The following is a 16,068-nucleotide window of genomic DNA, read 5'->3' as shown; positions in this document are numbered from 1 at the left end:
CCTGCCATGCACCATCCGCCCTTCTGGGTCCGCGCCTTACGCTTCTGCGGATTTGCGCCGCAAAATGCCCTGCTCTGCCTGGCCGATCTGCTGGCCCTCACGGGCACAGCCCTGGCTGTCTTTTTGCTGCGCGCCGCCTTTGGCGGCGTGGACCCCGTACTCTACCAATGGGTGCTGCCCCTGCTGGTGGTGCTGGGGCCGCTCATGGCCGGGGGCCTGGGCCTCTACCAGCGTATCGGCCTGCCCCCGCACCGCGAGGTGCGCGCCCTGTTCCAGCTCGATTGCCTGCTCTACGGCTGCATTGTGGCCGCACTTTTTCTGTCCAAAACAGGCGACGTCTACTCGCGCATCGTGCTCACGGGCGCCTGGGCCTGCAGCGCCTTTACTCTGCCCTGGGCGCGCAGCCTGTGCCGCCGCCGCTTCGCCCGCTGCTGGTGGTGGGGCAGCCTGCTGGTCATTTTTGACCACGGCGGGGGCGGACGCGAATTCTGGCACTATCTTAAACGCCACCCCGAACGCGACCTCAACCCTGTGGACATCCGCCCCCTGCCCTCCCGGCTGGACGAGCTGCGCGCCCTGTTCTCCTCCACAGCAATCCGGCACCCCGAAGCCATCGCCCTCTTTCTGCAGCCCGCGGGCCAGGAACAGTCGGTGGACTACATAACCGAGGCCAGCCGATATTTTCAGCGCATTCTGGTGGTGCCCGTCTTTGGCGACGGCTTCCGGGTGCACTGGCTCAGTCCGCGCGACCTTGGCCAGGCCGTGGGCCTGCTGGTGCGCCAGAATCTGCGCGACAAACGCCGGCTGCGCTTCAAACGCGGCATGGATCTGCTGTTCTGCACGCTGGGGGCCGTGGTGCTCTTGCCGCTGGGGTTTCTTCTGGCTCTGTGCATCCGTCTGGACAGCCCGGGACCCATCTTTTTTCGCCAGCGGCGCGTAGGCCAGGGCGGACGGGAAATCCGCATTTTTAAATTCCGCACCATGGTGCGCGATGCAGACGCTTTTCTGCAGCGCCTGCTGCAGGAAAACCCCGCTTTGCAGGAAGAATGGAAAGAGGACCAAAAACTCAAAAACGACCCCCGCATCACCCGTGTGGGGCGCATTTTACGCAAGCTGAGTCTGGATGAGCTGCCCCAGCTTATCAATGTGGTCAAGGGCGATATGAGCCTGGTGGGGCCGCGGCCCATTGTGGAAAACGAAGAGGAAAAATACGGGCCCGTCTACGAGGAATATTGCCTGGTCAAACCCGGCATCACGGGCCTGTGGCAGATTTCCGGCCGCAACAATACCTCCTATGCGGAACGGGTGGCCTACGACCACTATTATATCAGCAACTGGTCCGTGTGGATGGACCTCTGGATTCTGGGCAAGACCGTGCCGGTGGTGCTGACCGGCTATGGAGCCTACTGATGGCCGAACGCAGCAACACGCTCCTGCGGCGGCTGGATCGCTGGGCTGGCGTGCCCCTGGCGGCTACCAGCGCCCTGCTGCGCCTGGGCCGCAAACCCGTCGCAGACCCGCCGCAACGGGTAGGCTTTCTTTGCCTGGGGGCCATCGGCGACCTGCTGCTGCTCTCGGCCTGTATCGCCGCCCTGCGGGAACGCCTGCCCCGGGCGACCTTTGTCCTGCTCACGTCGCGCGCCAATGCCCAGGCTGCGGCCCTCGTGCCCGGCCTGGACATAACGGCAGCCTTCGGCGTGCGGCAGGTGCCCGCCATGAGCGCATGGCTGCGCGCCCAGCGGCTGGATCTGCTGGTGGACAGCAGCCAGTGGGCGCGCCTGGGCGCGCTGTTGTGCAATCTTTCCGGCGCGGGCAGCACCGTGGGCTTTGCCACGCCGGGCCAGTGCCGGGCCTGGGGCTACAGCCGCACGGCCCAGCACAGCGACCGACGGCATGAAGTGGAAAATTTTCTGGCCTTGGGCCGCACTCTTTACCCCGACCTGACGGGCGCGCCCCGACTGCAATTGCCGCCGCAGCCGACGACAACAGCCGCCGACCTGCTGGCGCGGGTCGGCGTGACGGATCCGCCGGAGCGCTGCGTCTGCCTGCACATGTGGCCTTCAGGCAGTCAGGCCTGGCTCAAGGAGTGGCCCGCCGCCCATTGGGACGCGCTCATCCGTCGCCTGGCCGAGCGCGGTTTCCGGGTCTGTCTCACGGGCGGACCGGGGGACGCGACGCGCGTCACGGCTTTTTTGCGGGAACACCCGGATTGCCCGGCTGTTTCGCTGGCAGGGACAGGCAGCCTGAGCGACCTGGCCTGCCTGTTTGCCCACATTGCCGCCGTGGTGGCGGTCAACACGGGCACCATGCACCTGGCGGCCCTGACGGGCGCGCCCACAGTGGCGCTTAACGGGCCCACCAATCCCTTGCGCTGGGGGCCCATAGGGCCGCGCGTGCGCAGTCTGCTGCCCCACCGCGGGCCCTGCGCCTACCTGAACCTGGGCTTTGAATACCCCAGGCCGCCCCGGCCTTGCCTGGACGCCCTGCCCGTGGAAGACGTACTGGACGCCCTGCACAGCCTGGAAATTTTCTAGCCGTTTTTGTGCAGCCGCACTTGCCCCGCCGCCGGCTGTGTCGTATTTTTTTCTACACATCTCACTGAGCCGCCGTGCGGCCCTCCCCCTGCAGGCAAGTTCCGTCCTTCACCCCTACCGCCAGGAGACCCTCATGAAACTTTTGGAAAAAGCCCGCGCCGCCGGTTGAGCGGCCAAGCTGGCTCCAGGGGCCCTGGAGCGACTTTTGCGGAACACGCCCGCTTCCGGGCGGCCTGATCTGGAAGCCCGCGTGCTGGCCGGCCGCGCCTGCAACGAGGACGCGGTAGTGCTGCGCGTGCCGCCGGGCCACGCCCTGGTGCAGAGCGTAGACGTGCTCACGCCTGTGGTCAACGACGCCTTTGCCTTTGGCCGCATTGCGGCGGCCAACGCGCTTTCGGACATTTACGCCATGGGCGGCGAACCCTGGAGCGCCATGAACGTGGCCTTCTTTCCGCCCGCCCTGGCCGAGGACGACCCGGAAGGCCTGCTGACATCCATTCTGCGGGGCGGCCTGGACGCCATGAACGAAGCCGGGGCCGTGCTGGCCGGAGGGCACACGGTGCAGGACGAAGAGCTCAAATACGGGCTGGCCGTGACGGGGGTCATCGACCCGGAACACCTGGCCCGCAATGACGGGCTCAAGCCCGGCCAGGTGCTGCTGCTGACCAAGCCGCTGGGCACGGGGGTACTTTCTACGGCCGTCAAGGCCGGCTGGGACGGCGCTGCGGCAAGCGAAGCCAATCTGGTGCGCTGGTGCGGCCGGCTCAACAGCGTGGGCGGGACGGTGATCCGGGAGCTGCGTCTTTCGGCGGCTACGGACATCACGGGCTTTGGCCTGGGCGGGCACGCCCTGGAAATGGCCCTGGCCTCGCACGTCTGCGTGCGCCTGGTCGCCACGGCGCTGCCTCTGCTGCCCCGCGCGCTGGAGTACGCCCGCGACGGGCTCATCCCGGCGGGCAGCCACCGGAACCGCACGCATTGCGCCTGCCGCACGCGCACGGCGCAGGCCATGGACGAAGCCCTGGAGAGCCTGGCCTTTGACGCTCAGACCTCCGGCGGCCTGCTGCTGGCCGTGCCGCCCGATCAAGTGGAGGCGGCCCGCGCCTTGCTGCTGGGCGGCGGCGACCTGGCCGCCGTGGTGGGCGAGGTGCTGCCTCCGCGGCCGGACGGTATAGCCCTGCTGCTGGAGTAGCGCACACGCGGCCCGCAGCGGCTTTGTCGCAGCCGCCCCTTATGCGGGTCTGCCGTGCGGCCCAGCCGGAATCTTGTTCCCCCAGCTCCGCTCCGCGCGTCTTGCGACCCGCCGGGCCTTATGGTATGCAAGTTCGCTTCGCGAGAGTGGCGGAATTGGTAGACGCACTGGACTTAGAATCCAGCACCATTGGTATGGGGGTTCAAGTCCCCCCTCTCGCACCAAAGACCACAAGCGCTTGATATACAAGCGGAACATAAAGCCCCCCCATGCTGCAACTCCGGTGGTCAGCATGAGGGGGCTACGTTGTTTGGGTTGCAGGAGGAGGGTGTCATGGAGCCTGCGCCAAAGACAGGGCAAGCGTTTTCTCCAGACCGCTATGCCCCCGTCTTTGAGGTAGAGCCGCAATCAGCCTGTAGCCCCAAGAGCGGGAGCGCTCAATTGTAAGTAGTCGCCCCTTAAAAACAAATAATCTCTTGAAATACATTTTCAGTGTATTTCAAGAGATTATTTGTTTTTAAGGGGCGACTAAGGTACGACCGTCGCGGTTCTGTGAGGAAAAAAGTTTTTTGAGGGATGGGGGGTGTGGGGGGAAGGGAACTTTTGTTCACAAAAGTTCCCTTCCCCCCACAAAGCCATACACTTTCTTCCCCCACAAAAAGCTCACGCCGCAACGGCGCTACTGCGCTGGTTGTGGATTGCTGGCCATGCCGTCGAGTTTGGGGGCGCGGAGGGTACGGCAGATGGGTTGTGCCGTGGCGCGGCCGGAAAAGATTTCCTCGGCGGTGGCGTCCAGAGCCTGGGGCAGCACTTCGTCCACGTGGTCCACGAAGACGATCTGGAGGTCTTTGAGCACCTCGTCGGGCACTTCTTTGAGGTCTTTTTCGTTATCGCGGGGCATGAGCACCTTTTTGATGCCGCTGCGCCGGGCTGCCAGCAGTTTTTCGCGCAGGCCGCCGATGGGCAGCACGCGGCCCCGCAGGGATATTTCGCCGGTCATGGCCACGTCGTTGCGCACGGGGATGCCCAGCAGGGCGGAAGTAATGGAGGTGGCCAGGGTGATGCCCGCGGAGGGGCCGTCCTTGGGGGTGGCCCCGGCGGGCACATGGACGTGGATATCCACCTTACGGTGGAAGCGAGGGTCCAGGCCCAGCACTTCAGCGCGGGAGCGCACATAGGAGAGTGCGGCCTTGGCCGATTCCGTCATGACTTCGCCCAGTTGGCCGGTGGTGACCACATGGCCTGAACCGGACATGATGGTCGTTTCCACCAAAAGAATTTCGCCGCCGCGCTGGTTGTAAGCCAGCCCCGCGCACACGCCCACCTGGGGGGCATCCTCGCGCTCGTCGTGGCGGTATTTTTTGACGCCGAGCAAGGTGGGCAGATTCTGGAGCGAAATGTTGACGCTGCGGTCCAGGTTGTTTTCCTCCACGAGGCGGATGGCGGTTTTGCGGCAGAGGGCGGCGATTTCGCGCTCCAGGTTGCGCACGCCGGCCTCGCGGGTATAGGAGCGGATGATCTCCAGCAGAGCCTTGTCGGAAACGCGCAGGTTTTCGGGCCTGAGGCCGTGTTCTTCAATCTGGCGGGGCAACAAAAACTGCCGGGCTATGTGGCGTTTTTCGGTTTCAAGGTAGCTGTTGAGCTCAATAATCTCCATGCGGTCCAGAAGGGGGGCCGGGATGGTGTGCAGGGAATTGGCCGTGGTGATGAAGAAGACCTTGGAGAGGTCGTACTCCAGATCCAGGTAATGGTCCATGAAGGTATTGTTCTGCTCTGGGTCCAGCACTTCCAGCAGGGCTGAAGACGGGTCGCCGCGGTAGTCCGAGGTCATTTTGTCCACTTCATCCAAGCAGAACAAGGGGTTGTTGAATTTTACCCTTTTGAGGGACTGGATAATTTTACCGGGCAGCGCGCCCACATAGGTACGCCGGTGGCCGCGGATTTCAGCTTCGTCGCGCACGCCGCCCAGAGAAAGGCGGATAAAGTCGCGCCCGGTGGCACGGGCCACGGACTTGGCCAGAGAGGTTTTGCCCACGCCGGGAGGGCCCACAAAGCAGAGGATGGGGCCGCGCAGCCCGTGGGAGAGCTTCTGCACGGCCAGGTATTCCAGAATGCGTTCTTTGGGTTTTTCCAGCCCGTAGTGGTCGCCGTCCAGAATAGCGCGAGCTTTTTCGATATCTATGTCAATATCTTTAAGTTCGTCCCAGGGCAGGTCCAGAATCCAGTCCACATAGTTGCGCACCACCGTGTATTCCGCGGCGGAGGAAGGCATGGTGCGCAGTTTTTTGGCTTCGGCCAGGGCTTTTTGGCGGGCCTCTTCAGGCATGCGGCGGGCTTTGAGCTTTTGCTCAATTTCGTCCACTTCGGCCTGGGGGTCGTCCTCGCGGCCCATCTCCTTGTTGATGGCCTTGATCTGCTCGTTGAGATAGTATTCGCGCTGGTTGCGCTCCATCTGGACCTTGACGCGGTTTTTGATGCGCTTTTCCACGGTGGCCAGAGCCACCTCGCCCTGCAGCAGGGCGTAGGCGCTTTCCAGGCGCAGGGTCACATCGTCCAGTTCCAGGGCTTCCTGTTTTTTGCGGTAGTCCACCTTGAGGTGGGGCAGGATGGCGTCGGCCAGGGGGCCGGGTTCGTGCAGGGCCATGATGGAGAGCACGGCCTCCTGCGAAATTTTTTTGTTGGTCTTGCCGTATTCTTCCAGGGCTTCGTGGGCAGCCCGCACCAGGGCCTCGGCCTCTTCTGGGCGACTCTGGATTTCGGCCCGGCGGCGCACCATTACGGTGGCGCAGGCCTCGGTTTCGGCAAGGCCGGACCACTGGGCGCGGAAAAGACCTTCAAACAGCACCTTGATGGTGCCGTCGGGCAGGCGCAGCATCTGCAGCACCTTGCAGACCACGCCCACGGGGGCCAGGTCTTCGGCGGCGGGTTTTTCCAGGTCGGATTCGCGCTGGGCCACCAGAAAAATCTTTTTGTTGTAGTCGGCCTGGGCGGCCTCAATAGCCTTGATGGATGCCTCGCGCCCCACAAAGAGGGGCATGATGGAGCGCGGGAACATGACCACCTCACGCAGAGGCATGAAGGGCAGTTGGGCGCCGGCCGCAGCGTCACGCTGAGTATCGGTCATACGGTTCTCCAAAAAATGAGACGGTCCCCCTGGCTGTGGCGCACGGGGGAGGGGGCGGAAAGCCCCCGTCCCGTCAGGATGCCTTGTCCCCGCCGGCCTGGCCGTGAACGGAAGCGGCTTCGCCTTCGTCGCCGAACAGGAGCACAGGTTCCTTGCCCTTGTCGATGACGGCCTCATTGATGAGGCACTCGCGCACGTTGGGCATGGAAGGCAGCTTGAACATGATGTCCAGCATGGTGCGCTCCATGACGTTGCGCAGGCCGCGCGCGCCGGTTTTACGCTCAATGGCCTTGGTCGCGATGGCCTTGAGGGCGTCGGGGGTGAAGCGCAGGTCCACATTTTCCAGCTCAAAGAGCTTCTGATACTGGCGCACCAGGGCGTTTTTGGGCTCGGTGAGAATGCGCACCAGGTCGGGTTCGTCCAGCTCATCCACATGGGTAATAATGGGGATACGGCCCACAAACTCGGGGATAAGGCCAAACTTGACCAGATCCTGGGGGTGAACCCTGTCCAGCAGCTCGCCCATGGGCATATCCTTGCTGGCACGCACCTTGGCGCCAAAGCCCATGGCCCCGCCGGTCATGCGCGATTCCACAATCTTGTCCAGGCCCACAAAAGCGCCGCCCACGATGAACAGGATGTTGCCCGTATTCATACGGATGAATTCCTGCTGCGGGTGCTTGCGGCCGCCCTTGGGGGGGATGTTGGCCTCGGTGCCTTCAATAATTTTGAGCAGAGCCTGCTGCACGCCTTCGCCCGACACGTCGCGGGTGATGGAAGGGCCGTCGCCCTTGCGGGAAATCTTGTCTATTTCATCAATATAGATGATGCCCTTGCCCGCGGCCTCCAGATCGTAATCGGCGTTCTGGAGCAGTTGGACCAGGATGTTTTCCACATCCTCGCCCACATAGCCCGCCTCGGTAAGGGTGGTGGCGTCGGCAATGGCAAAAGGCACGCGCAGCACCTTGGCCAGGGTCTTGGCCAGCAGGGTTTTGCCGCTGCCCGAAGGGCCCACCAAAAGGATATTGCTCTTTTCCAGCTCCACGTCGTCGCCCAGGGCGTCGGCATAGAACACGCGTTTGTAGTGGTTGTGCACGGCCACGGACAGAATTTTTTTGGCTTCGTTCTGTCCGATGACGTACTGGTCGAGCTTGTCCTTGATCTCCTGGGGGGAGAGCAGGCGCTCCGGATTTTCGGGGCTTTCCATCTGGTCGCGGGCAATGATTTCATTGCAGGCCTTGACGCATTTATCGCAAATGCAGGCGCCGTCCTGAACGATGAGGTTACGCACCTCCAGCTCACTGCGGCCGCAGAAAGAGCAGCGCAAAGGCTCGCTTACCGTGGGGGATTTTTTTTTGGGCATATCATTCGCTCTTTTCCTGGGCCATTTCGTGGCGTGAAACGAGCACGCGATCGATAAGGCCCAGGTCTTTGGCTTCTTCCGGAGTCAGAAAATTATCACGTTCCGTAGCCTTGACAACTTCCTTGTAGGGCTTGCCGGTATTTTCCGCCAGCATGCGGTTGAGGCGCTCTTTCAGTCGCAGCACTTCCCGTGCGTGGATTTCAATATCCGTAGCCTGCCCCTGAAAACCGCCCGAAGGCTGGTGGATCATAATCTGGCTGTTAGGCAATGCAAAACGCATGCCGGGTTTGCCGGCCGCCAGCAAAAAAGCGCCCATGCTGGCCGCGCGGCCCATGCACACCGTGGACACCGGCGAGGAGATAAAACGCATGGTGTCATAGATGGCCAGACCCGCCGTCACGGAACCGCCGGGGGAGTTGATGTAAAGATAAATTTCCTTTTCCGGATCCTGCGATTCCAGGAACAGGAGCTGGGCGCAGATAAGCGAGGCCACGGCGTCGTTAACCTCCGAGCCCAGCAGCACGATGCGGTCTTTGAGCAAACGGGAATAGATATCGTAGGCGCGTTCGGAACGGCCGGTAGTTTCAATGACCATGGGGACCAGGGACATGACGACCTCGCTGCGCGGCCCGTCAGGGCCGGATGTGGCGGTTTGCGCCGCCGGAGGATGAGGGACGGCCGGGGCGCGTCCTTTTTTTGCTTCGACCGGGGCCGGGACGCGGAACCCGACGCGGGGAAGGGCCCCCTGAAAAGAGGAAACCTTCCCCGCGCCGCCCGAGAAAATACCTGCTCCGCGCGGATCGCGGGCCACGCGGCCGCGGGCCTTTGCCGCCCGGCCCCGTGCCCCTCCGCGTGGGCTGCGCGCCCGGCCTCAGGCCTGGGCGTCCTGCCCTTCTGCCGGAGTGTCGGCGACGGGCTCGGCCGTGGGTGCGGGCTTGGGCTCCACTTCCGTAACCTTGGCCCGCTCGTAAACCAGGTCCATGGCTTTGTCGGCCAGCAGGCGATCACGCAGAACAAAAATCATGCCGCTGCGTTCGTATTCCTCGCGCAGAGCCTTGAAGTCCTCGCCCGATTCCAGCGCAAAGCGGTAGAGCTGGGTGGAAACCTCGGTTTCGCTCACTTCCAGCCCTTCTTTTTTGGCGATGGAAAGCAGCAGCACTTCGGCGCGGGTCAGCTCTTCGGCCTGGGGCTGCAGCTCTTTGCGCAGCTCTTCCATGCTCTTGCCCAAAGCCTGCAGGCTACGGCCCTGACGCTCCAGGCGGGAGGCCATGTCGCCCATGAGGGTGCGCATCTGCGTTTCCACCAGGCTGGGGGGCAGCTCAAAAGTAACCATCTTGAGCATGCTGTCCAGCAAGGATTTTTGCGCGGCGCTTTTGCTCAGCCGGGCGCGGCTCTGGGTATAGCTTTCAGTGATGGCCGCGCGCAGGGCGTCCACCGAATCCTTGCCCAGGCTCTTGGCAAAGTCGGCGTCCAATTCGGGCAGCTTGCGCTCCTTGATGGCGTGCACCTTCACCTTCATGGTGACGGTCTTGCCGGCCAGATCCTTGGCCAGAAAATCGTCGGGGAAGTGAATCTGCCCTTCACCTTGCTGGCCGTAGGGCACAGTCTTGACCAGGGCTTCAAATTCTTCCAGCGCCTGGCCTTCACCCAGGGCCAGGTCAAAATTTTCGGCCTTGATGCCCTCCACGGGCGTACCGTCTTCGGCAAAGGCGGCAAAGTCCAGGGTAACCACCTGTCCGTCCACGGCCGGGCCCGCGCCTTCCACGGGCACCAGCTGGGAGCGCTCACGCCGCAGGTGGGTCAGCACGTCTTCCACTTCTTTGGGGTCGACCGCCACCTTTTCCTGCTCTACCTCAAGGCCCTCGTAGGGCGGCAGGTCAACAGCCGGCAAGGTTTCAAACTCAATGCTGTAGACGTATTCCTTGCCGCGCTCAAAATTTTGGGGCGCGTCCACATTGATACCCGACAGGGGCGTGACGCCCAGCTTCTGCATGACGTCGTTGATGTGGACATTGATGAGGTCTTGGCGGGCCTCTTCATAAATTTTGTCGTGGAAACGCTGCTCAATGACCGAGGCGGGCGCTTTGCCCTTGCGGAAGCCGTCCAGCTGCACGGAGGTTTTGTACAGGGCCACGGTGCCCAGAATGGCCGCTTCCACTTCCTGCGGCCCGGTAGTGATGACGACCTTTTTTTTCACCGGCGAGATGTCTTCGGCGCTGTATTCCACGAGGGACTCCTTTTCGGATGGGATTGTGCGGGTAGGGTTGGGCCTCCGCGCCCGGTCTGCCCGGCTCTGGGGCCGCTCCGGCGCATGAGGCCGCAAGCGGCGCACGCTTTGGCACCATATGCCTTTTCCTCTGGCGAGGCAAGACGACGGGCCGCCTGCAAAGTGCGTGCTTGTACCAATGCCGCGGCAGGGGTGTCAACCGCGCGGCCCTGCCCTGCCCTCACAGGGGAACCGTTTGCCCCGACGCCCAGGCAGGAGAGTTCCGGCATGCCGCCGGCACCGGCCCCCGGCAGACGGCGCCGCCCGGTCCCCATGGGGATACCACACAAAAAAACTTCCCCAGGCCCTGCCCCCTACGCGCCTGCGGCGCGGGCGGCTTCGTCGGGGTAGAGGGCGGCGATGCGGGCCAGATAATCCCCGTAGCGATTCTGAAGGATGGCCTCGCGCGCGCCGCGGACCAGATCCAGAAAATAAGTCAGGTTGTGCAGGGAATTGAGGCGAAAGGCCAGCAACTCCTGACTGGCGAAGAGGTGACGCAGATAGGCGCGGGTAAAGGTGCGGCAGGTGTAGCAGCGGCAGCGGGGGTCCAGGGGGCGGTCGTCTTCGGCGTACTGACGGCGTTTGATGTTGACCTTGCCGTAAGAGGTGTAGAGCGTGCCGTTGCGGGCATTGCGGGTAGGCAGCACGCAGTCGAACATGTCCACGCCGGCGTGGATGCCGGTGACGATGTCCAGAGGGGTGCCCACGCCCATGAGGTAACGGGGCTTGTCCTGCGGCAGGAGGGGGGCCGTATGGTAGAGCAGATCGTACATCTGCGGTTTGGGTTCACCCACGGAGAGGCCGCCGATGGCAAAGCCGTCGAAATCCTGGGCGCAGATTTCTTCGGCCGAGCGCCGGCGCAGGTCTTTGAAAAAGCCGCCCTGCACAATGCCAAAGAGCAGATTGCGGGCCGTGCCCGCCGGGTAGGCGACGCGGGCCCGGCGGGCCCAGCGGGTAGTCAGGGCCAAAGAGCGCTCGGTATAGTCATAGTCCGCGCCAAAGGGCACGCACTCGTCCAGAACCATCATGATGTCGGAATTAAGCGCGCGCTGGATTTCCAGAACTTTTTCCGGGGTAAAAAGGTGACGGGAGCCGTCCAGATGGGAGCGGAACTCCACGCCCTCTTCGTGGATTTTGCGCAGGGAACTGAGGCTGAAGACCTGAAAGCCGCCGCTGTCCGTAAGAATTGACCCGGGCCAGGCGGCAAAGTTGTGCAGGCCGCCGCGACGGGCCACCAGCTCGTGACCGGGGCGCAGATAGAGGTGGTAAGTGTTGCCGAGGATGATGGGCGCGCCAATGGCCAGCAGATCGTCCGGGGCCAGGGCCTTGACCGAGCCCACCGTACCCACAGGCATGAAGATGGGGGTAGGCACCGGGCCGTGGGCCGTGTGCAACAGGCCCGCACGGGCCGCGCCGTCCGTGTGTTCCAGGGTAAAGGTGGGGTGCGTCATGGGACTAAGGTAGCCGCAAAGGCCGGGGCCTGGCAAGGGCTCCTTCTTGTGCCTGTGGGGCAATGGGGGTAGAATACCGCTCCACGTTCCGGTTTCGCGGTTTCGCGGTACAAACGGAGAGCCGGCACAGAGGCGCGCGCCGTTTTTCAGGAGCACGCTCCGGTGTGGGCCTCTTCTTTACCTTAAGGATGCATATTCTGAAGGAACACGTATGAGCGAGTGTACTTTTTCCCCTTCCGTATGCCATGTGGACCTGGGGGCCCTGCGGCGCAACTTTGCCCGGCTGGGCGAGCCCGCCGCGCTCATGCCGGTGATCAAATCCGACGCTTACGGGCACGGTCTGGTGCCCGTGGCCCGGGCGCTGGCCGAAGCCGGGGCCCGACGCTTTGCCGTGGGCACGGTGGCCGAGGGCATGGCCCTGCGCGAAGCTGGTCTGCGCCAGAAGATTGTGGTTCTGCTGGGCGCGTTGGACGACGTGGACTGGCAGGGCGCGGCAGCGCAGGATCTGATCCCCGTAGTGGGCAGTTTTGCGGCTTTGGACAAGGCTTCTGCCCACTGCCACGCGGGGCGCACGCTGCACGTGGCGGTCAAATGCGAGACGGGCATGGGCCGCCTGGGTTTTACGCAGGAAGAGCTGCCCCAGGCCGTGGAACGACTACGGAGCATCCAGGGAATCGCGCCGGTGATGGCGCTTTCACACCTTTCCTGTGCGGATACGCCGGGGCAGGAGGACTACACGCGCGGGCAGATGAAACGCTTTGCAGCCATGACGGCCACACTTGGGGACGCTTTTCCCGGCATGGAGCGTTCCCTGGCCAATTCAGCGGCCACCATCGCCTGGCCCGAAGCCCATTACGACGTGTGCCGGCCGGGCATCGCCCTGTACGGCGGCAATCCCTTTGCGGGCACAGCCTGGGAAGACAAAGGCGCGGCGCTGGGCCTGGAATGGGCCATGAGCGTGAGCGCGCCGGTCATCCAGGTGCGGCGGCTGGAAGCGGGCCAGAGCGTTTCGTACGGCCGCCTGTTCACAGCGGAACAGCCCACCGTCGTGGCCGTGGTGGGCATTGGCTACGCCACAGGCTTTGCGAGGGCGCTTTCTACCCGTGCGGCCCTGTGCATCAACGGCCGTCGGGTGTCGCAGGTGGGCCGGGTCTGCATGGGCATGATTATGGCCGACGTGACCGATCTGCCCCAGGTGCGTGAAGGCGACACGGCATGGCTGGTGGGCGGACCGACGCAGCCGGGCCAGCAGCCCGTGACGGTGCAGGATCTGGCCGATACCCTGGGCACCATTTCGTATGAGGTGCTCTGCCTGCTGGGGGCCACCAATCCCCGCCTGTATGTCTGAGGCGGCTTTTCCCCTTGACAGCGTGCGCAAAGGGGTTGTACAAAATTCGTTCCTTGCTCGCGCCCTGCGGCGCGGGCTGCCAATCCATAAGGAGAATCAGAATGCGGAAATTTGAAACCCTGCTGCTCCTTTCGCCGGAGCTTTCCGCCGAAAACCGCGAAGGCGTGCTCAGCACGTTGACCGCGGTGGTGGAACGCGAACAGGGCGTCATCACGAACATGGACCACTGGGGCATGCGCGACCTGGCCTACCCCGTGCGCAAACTTATGCGCGGCTACTATGTGCGTATGGAGTATGAAGGCCCGGCCGCTCTGGTGGCCGAGCTGGAACGCAACGTGCGCATCACCGACGGCATCTTCAAGTTCGTGACCGTCAAGCTGGCCGAAGAAGAGGCCGGGGAGGTTGCCTAAATGGCTTTTAAAAAGAGATTCGCCCCGCGCCGCAAGTTCTGCCGCTTTTGCGCCGACAAAGAACTGCCCCTGGACTACAAGCGCCCCGACGTCCTGCGCGACTTCATTACAGAGCGCGGCAAGATCATCGCCCGGCGCATCACGGGCACCTGCGCCCACCATCAGCGTCTGCTGACCCGCGAAATCAAGCGCGCCCGCCAGATGGCCCTGCTCATCTACACCGCCACGCACGATTCCGGCGTCAAGAAAAAGAGCACCATCTAAGGAGGCGCACATGAAACTTATTCTTCGCGCCGACGTGGAAAATCTCGGCAACCTTGGCGACGTGGTTGAAGTCAAGCCCGGTTACGGCCGCAATTTTCTGCTGCCCCAGGGCCTGGCCATGGTGGCTTCTCCGGCCAACCTCAAAGTTTTTGAGCAGGAACGCAAAAAGCTGCAGGCCCGTATGGACGCCCTGCGCGCCGATGCGCAAGGCCTGCAGGCCCGTCTGGAAGCCCTGGACGTGGTCATTCCCATGCATGTGGGCGACAACGACAAGCTCTACGGCTCGGTGACCTCCACCATCATCGGCGACGCTCTGTCCGCCCTTGGCGTGGAAGTGGACCGCCGCCGCATTCTTATGGACGCGCCCATCCGCACCCTGGGCGAGCATCCCGTGCGCGTGCGCCTGCACGCCAGCGTCATCGCCGTGGTGCCGGTGAAGGTTATCTCCGACCACCAGCCCGAGGTGGAGGAAGAACCCGCCGAACCTGCCGCTGACACCGACGAAGCCTCTGCGGACGCTTCCGCCGCCCAATAAGGGTGCGGCGTGTCCGGCTCTTATGATAATATGAATAGTGCCCCCGGCCCCCAGGCCGGGGGCACGTCGTTGCCGGGGGGCGCCCCCGCGCGTGAGCAGCCCCGCGTCAACCGCACGGTGGAACGCGCCCAGCAGGATATGGTGCGCCGCGTACCGCCCCACAGCGTAGAGGCGGAACAGGCCGTGTTGGGCGGCATCTTGCTGCGGCCGCAGCTTTTGCACATTCTGGTGGGCCAACTGGCCCCGGAAGACTTCTACCTGCCGGCGCACGCAGTCATTTTTCAGGCCATTCTGGACCTCTACCGCAAATCCGCGCCCATCGATCTGCTTTCTACGGCGGAACAGCTCAAAAACGGCAACCGGCTGGAAGACGCCGGCGGGGCCGTGTATCTGGGTGAGCTGGCCCAGGCCGTGGTTTCCGGCGCCAATGCGGAATACTACGCCACCATTGTGCGGGACAAAGCGCTGCAGCGCGGGCTCATTGAAGCCTGCTCCCGCATCATTGCCAACTGCTACGACGCCTCCCGCGAGGTAGGCGACCTGCTGGATTCCTCGGAGCAGGCAGTCTTTGCCATTTCGCAGCGCACGGTAGGGCGCGACTTTACCCCCACCCGCGAACTGCTGGACAAGGTCTTCGACAACCTTTCCAAACTGGCCGACGCCCGCGACGTCATCACCGGCGTCACCACGGGCTACACCCGCCTGGACAAGCTCACGGCGGGGCTGCAGCCCTCGGACCTGATCATTGTGGCGGCCCGGCCCAGCATGGGCAAGACGGCCTTTTCCATGTGCATGGCCCTGCACGCGGCCGTGCGCCAGGGCGTGTCTGTGGCCGTTTTTTCTCTGGAGATGAGCAAGGAACAGCTCATCCAGCGCATGCTGGCCGTGTGGGGCAAGGTGGACCTTTCCAAACTGCGGCGTCCCTCCCTGCTTACAGATGAAGACTGGCAGCGCCTTTACGAGGCGGCGGACGTAGTGGCCCGCGCGCCCATCTATATCGACGACACCCCGGCCCTGAGCACCCTGGAACTGCGCGCCCGCGCCCGCCGCCTCAAGGCGGAAAAAGGCCTGGGCCTCATTGTGGTGGACTATCTGCAGCTCATGCGCACCAGCCGCCGCACGGATTCGCGCGAACTGGAAATTTCGGACATCTCCCGCTCCCTCAAGGGCTTGGCCAAGGAACTCAACGTCCCCGTGGTGGCCCTGGCCCAGCTCAACCGCAAGGTGGAAGAACGCGGCGACAAACGCCCCATGCTCTCGGACCTGCGCGAGTCCGGCGCTATTGAACAGGACGCGGACGTGATCATGTTTGTGTACCGCGACGACGTCTACAAGTTTCAGAAGCCCGCCGAACGCCCGCCCCAGGGGCTGGCCGAAATCATCATCGGCAAGCAGCGCAACGGCCCGGTGGGCGTGGCCGAGCTCATGTACATCTCGCCTTACACCTCCTTTGAAGACATCTCTCCGGACTGGACCCCGCCCCCTTCGGAAGGCGGGGCGTAGGCCCCTCCCCCCAGCGAGTTCCAATTTTTTTCATGAGCCCCGGACGCCTGCCCGTCCGGGGCTTTTTTCTGCACAGCG

General features: G+C 63.6%; 13 protein-coding genes and 1 tRNA gene. 9 read left to right on the top strand and 5 right to left on the bottom strand.

All coding sequences use genetic code 11. From position 1 onward, the window contains the following. The first annotated feature begins 6 nt into the window (after nucleotides 1-6). From wbaP to J7I12_RS10730, 4 genes are all read left to right on the top strand, one after another. On the top strand, nucleotides 7-1,410 hold the full coding sequence (wbaP, locus tag J7I12_RS10745) for an undecaprenyl-phosphate galactose phosphotransferase WbaP (RefSeq protein ID WP_130958253.1): 1,404 nt from the start codon (nucleotides 7-9) through the stop codon (nucleotides 1,408-1,410). Next, nucleotides 1,410-2,534, top strand: coding sequence for a glycosyltransferase family 9 protein (locus tag J7I12_RS10740; RefSeq protein WP_130958254.1), 1,125 nt, complete (start codon nucleotides 1,410-1,412; stop codon nucleotides 2,532-2,534). The genes wbaP and J7I12_RS10740 overlap by 1 nt, the downstream gene beginning before the upstream one ends. A gap of 133 nt (nucleotides 2,535-2,667) precedes the next feature. After that, nucleotides 2,668-3,726, top strand: a complete 1,059-nt coding sequence (selD, locus tag J7I12_RS10735; protein WP_302549141.1) for a selenide, water dikinase SelD — start codon at nucleotides 2,668-2,670, stop codon at nucleotides 3,724-3,726. Nucleotides 3,727-3,866: 140 nt separating this feature from the next. Further along, nucleotides 3,867-3,950, top strand: a tRNA-Leu gene (locus J7I12_RS10730). A gap of 455 nt (nucleotides 3,951-4,405) precedes the next feature. Here J7I12_RS10730 and lon read toward each other — a convergent pair. The 5 genes from lon to tgt all read right to left on the bottom strand — a co-directional run bounded on the left by lon (nucleotide 4,406) and on the right by tgt (nucleotide 11,930). Next, nucleotides 4,406-6,850 carry an endopeptidase La gene (gene lon / locus J7I12_RS10725; RefSeq protein ID WP_130958256.1) on the bottom strand — a complete coding sequence of 815 codons (2,445 nt, stop codon included), beginning with the start codon at nucleotides 6,848-6,850 and terminating at the stop codon, nucleotides 4,406-4,408. Between the two features lie 73 nt (nucleotides 6,851-6,923). After that, the gene (gene clpX / locus J7I12_RS10720) at nucleotides 6,924-8,213 is read right to left on the bottom strand and encodes an ATP-dependent Clp protease ATP-binding subunit ClpX (protein WP_118229670.1); all 1,290 of its coding nucleotides are present in this window, start codon (nucleotides 8,211-8,213) and stop codon (nucleotides 6,924-6,926) included. Between the two features lies 1 nt (nucleotide 8,214). Beyond that, entirely contained in the window at nucleotides 8,215-8,823 is a 609-nt protein-coding gene (gene clpP / locus J7I12_RS10715; RefSeq protein WP_118229671.1) for an ATP-dependent Clp endopeptidase proteolytic subunit ClpP, read from the bottom strand. 261 nt (nucleotides 8,824-9,084) lie between these two features. Next, nucleotides 9,085-10,440, bottom strand: coding sequence for a trigger factor (gene tig, locus J7I12_RS10710; protein WP_118229672.1), 1,356 nt, complete (start codon nucleotides 10,438-10,440; stop codon nucleotides 9,085-9,087). A 353-nt stretch (nucleotides 10,441-10,793) separates the two neighbouring features. Beyond that, nucleotides 10,794-11,930 carry a tRNA guanosine(34) transglycosylase Tgt gene (gene tgt / locus J7I12_RS10705; protein WP_118229749.1) on the bottom strand — a complete coding sequence of 379 codons (1,137 nt, stop codon included), beginning with the start codon at nucleotides 11,928-11,930 and terminating at the stop codon, nucleotides 10,794-10,796. 211 nt (nucleotides 11,931-12,141) lie between these two features. Here tgt and alr point away from each other — a divergent pair, with 211 nt between their 5' ends. The 5 genes from alr to dnaB all read left to right on the top strand — a co-directional run bounded on the left by alr (nucleotide 12,142) and on the right by dnaB (nucleotide 15,990). Next, the gene (alr, locus tag J7I12_RS10700) at nucleotides 12,142-13,278 is read left to right on the top strand and encodes an alanine racemase (RefSeq protein ID WP_302548947.1); all 1,137 of its coding nucleotides are present in this window, start codon (nucleotides 12,142-12,144) and stop codon (nucleotides 13,276-13,278) included. A gap of 101 nt (nucleotides 13,279-13,379) precedes the next feature. Beyond that, nucleotides 13,380-13,688 carry a 30S ribosomal protein S6 gene (gene rpsF / locus J7I12_RS10695; RefSeq protein WP_118229674.1) on the top strand — a complete coding sequence of 103 codons (309 nt, stop codon included), beginning with the start codon at nucleotides 13,380-13,382 and terminating at the stop codon, nucleotides 13,686-13,688. Next, entirely contained in the window at nucleotides 13,689-13,952 is a 264-nt protein-coding gene (gene rpsR / locus J7I12_RS10690) for a 30S ribosomal protein S18 (protein ID WP_118229675.1), read from the top strand. 10 nt (nucleotides 13,953-13,962) lie between these two features. Then, nucleotides 13,963-14,487 carry a 50S ribosomal protein L9 gene (gene rplI / locus J7I12_RS10685; RefSeq protein ID WP_118229676.1) on the top strand — a complete coding sequence of 175 codons (525 nt, stop codon included), beginning with the start codon at nucleotides 13,963-13,965 and terminating at the stop codon, nucleotides 14,485-14,487. Between the two features lie 30 nt (nucleotides 14,488-14,517). Further along, nucleotides 14,518-15,990 (top strand): replicative DNA helicase, encoded by a 1,473-nt coding sequence (gene dnaB / locus J7I12_RS10680; protein WP_288907830.1) that lies wholly within the window; start codon nucleotides 14,518-14,520, stop codon nucleotides 15,988-15,990. The last annotated feature ends 78 nt before the right edge of the window (nucleotides 15,991-16,068 follow it).

This window comes from Desulfovibrio diazotrophicus (genome assembly GCF_902498985.2).
GTDB lineage: Bacteria > Desulfobacterota > Desulfovibrionia > Desulfovibrionales > Desulfovibrionaceae > Desulfovibrio > Desulfovibrio legallii.
This window is presented reverse-complemented; position numbering and strand designations above follow the sequence as displayed.

What these genes read in the sequence shown, in the direction of transcription:
- alr (WP_302548947.1), top strand. Translation starts at nt 12,142, where the DNA reads ATGAGCGAGTGTACTTTTTCCCCTTCCGTATGCCATGTGGACCTGGGG.
- rpsF (WP_118229674.1), top strand. Translation starts at nt 13,380, where the DNA reads ATGCGGAAATTTGAAACCCTGCTGCTCCTTTCGCCGGAGCTTTCCGCC.
- wbaP (WP_130958253.1), top strand. Translation starts at nt 7, where the DNA reads ATGCACCATCCGCCCTTCTGGGTCCGCGCCTTACGCTTCTGCGGATTT.
- J7I12_RS10740 (WP_130958254.1), top strand. Translation starts at nt 1,410, where the DNA reads ATGGCCGAACGCAGCAACACGCTCCTGCGGCGGCTGGATCGCTGGGCT.
- rpsR (WP_118229675.1), top strand. Translation starts at nt 13,689, where the DNA reads ATGGCTTTTAAAAAGAGATTCGCCCCGCGCCGCAAGTTCTGCCGCTTT.
- lon (WP_130958256.1), bottom strand. Translation starts at nt 6,850, where the DNA reads ATGACCGATACTCAGCGTGACGCTGCGGCCGGCGCCCAACTGCCCTTC.
- rplI (WP_118229676.1), top strand. Translation starts at nt 13,963, where the DNA reads ATGAAACTTATTCTTCGCGCCGACGTGGAAAATCTCGGCAACCTTGGC.
- clpX (WP_118229670.1), bottom strand. Translation starts at nt 8,213, where the DNA reads ATGCCCAAAAAAAAATCCCCCACGGTAAGCGAGCCTTTGCGCTGCTCT.
- tgt (WP_118229749.1), bottom strand. Translation starts at nt 11,930, where the DNA reads ATGACGCACCCCACCTTTACCCTGGAACACACGGACGGCGCGGCCCGT.
- clpP (WP_118229671.1), bottom strand. Translation starts at nt 8,823, where the DNA reads ATGTCCCTGGTCCCCATGGTCATTGAAACTACCGGCCGTTCCGAACGC.
- dnaB (WP_288907830.1), top strand. Translation starts at nt 14,518, where the DNA reads ATGAATAGTGCCCCCGGCCCCCAGGCCGGGGGCACGTCGTTGCCGGGG.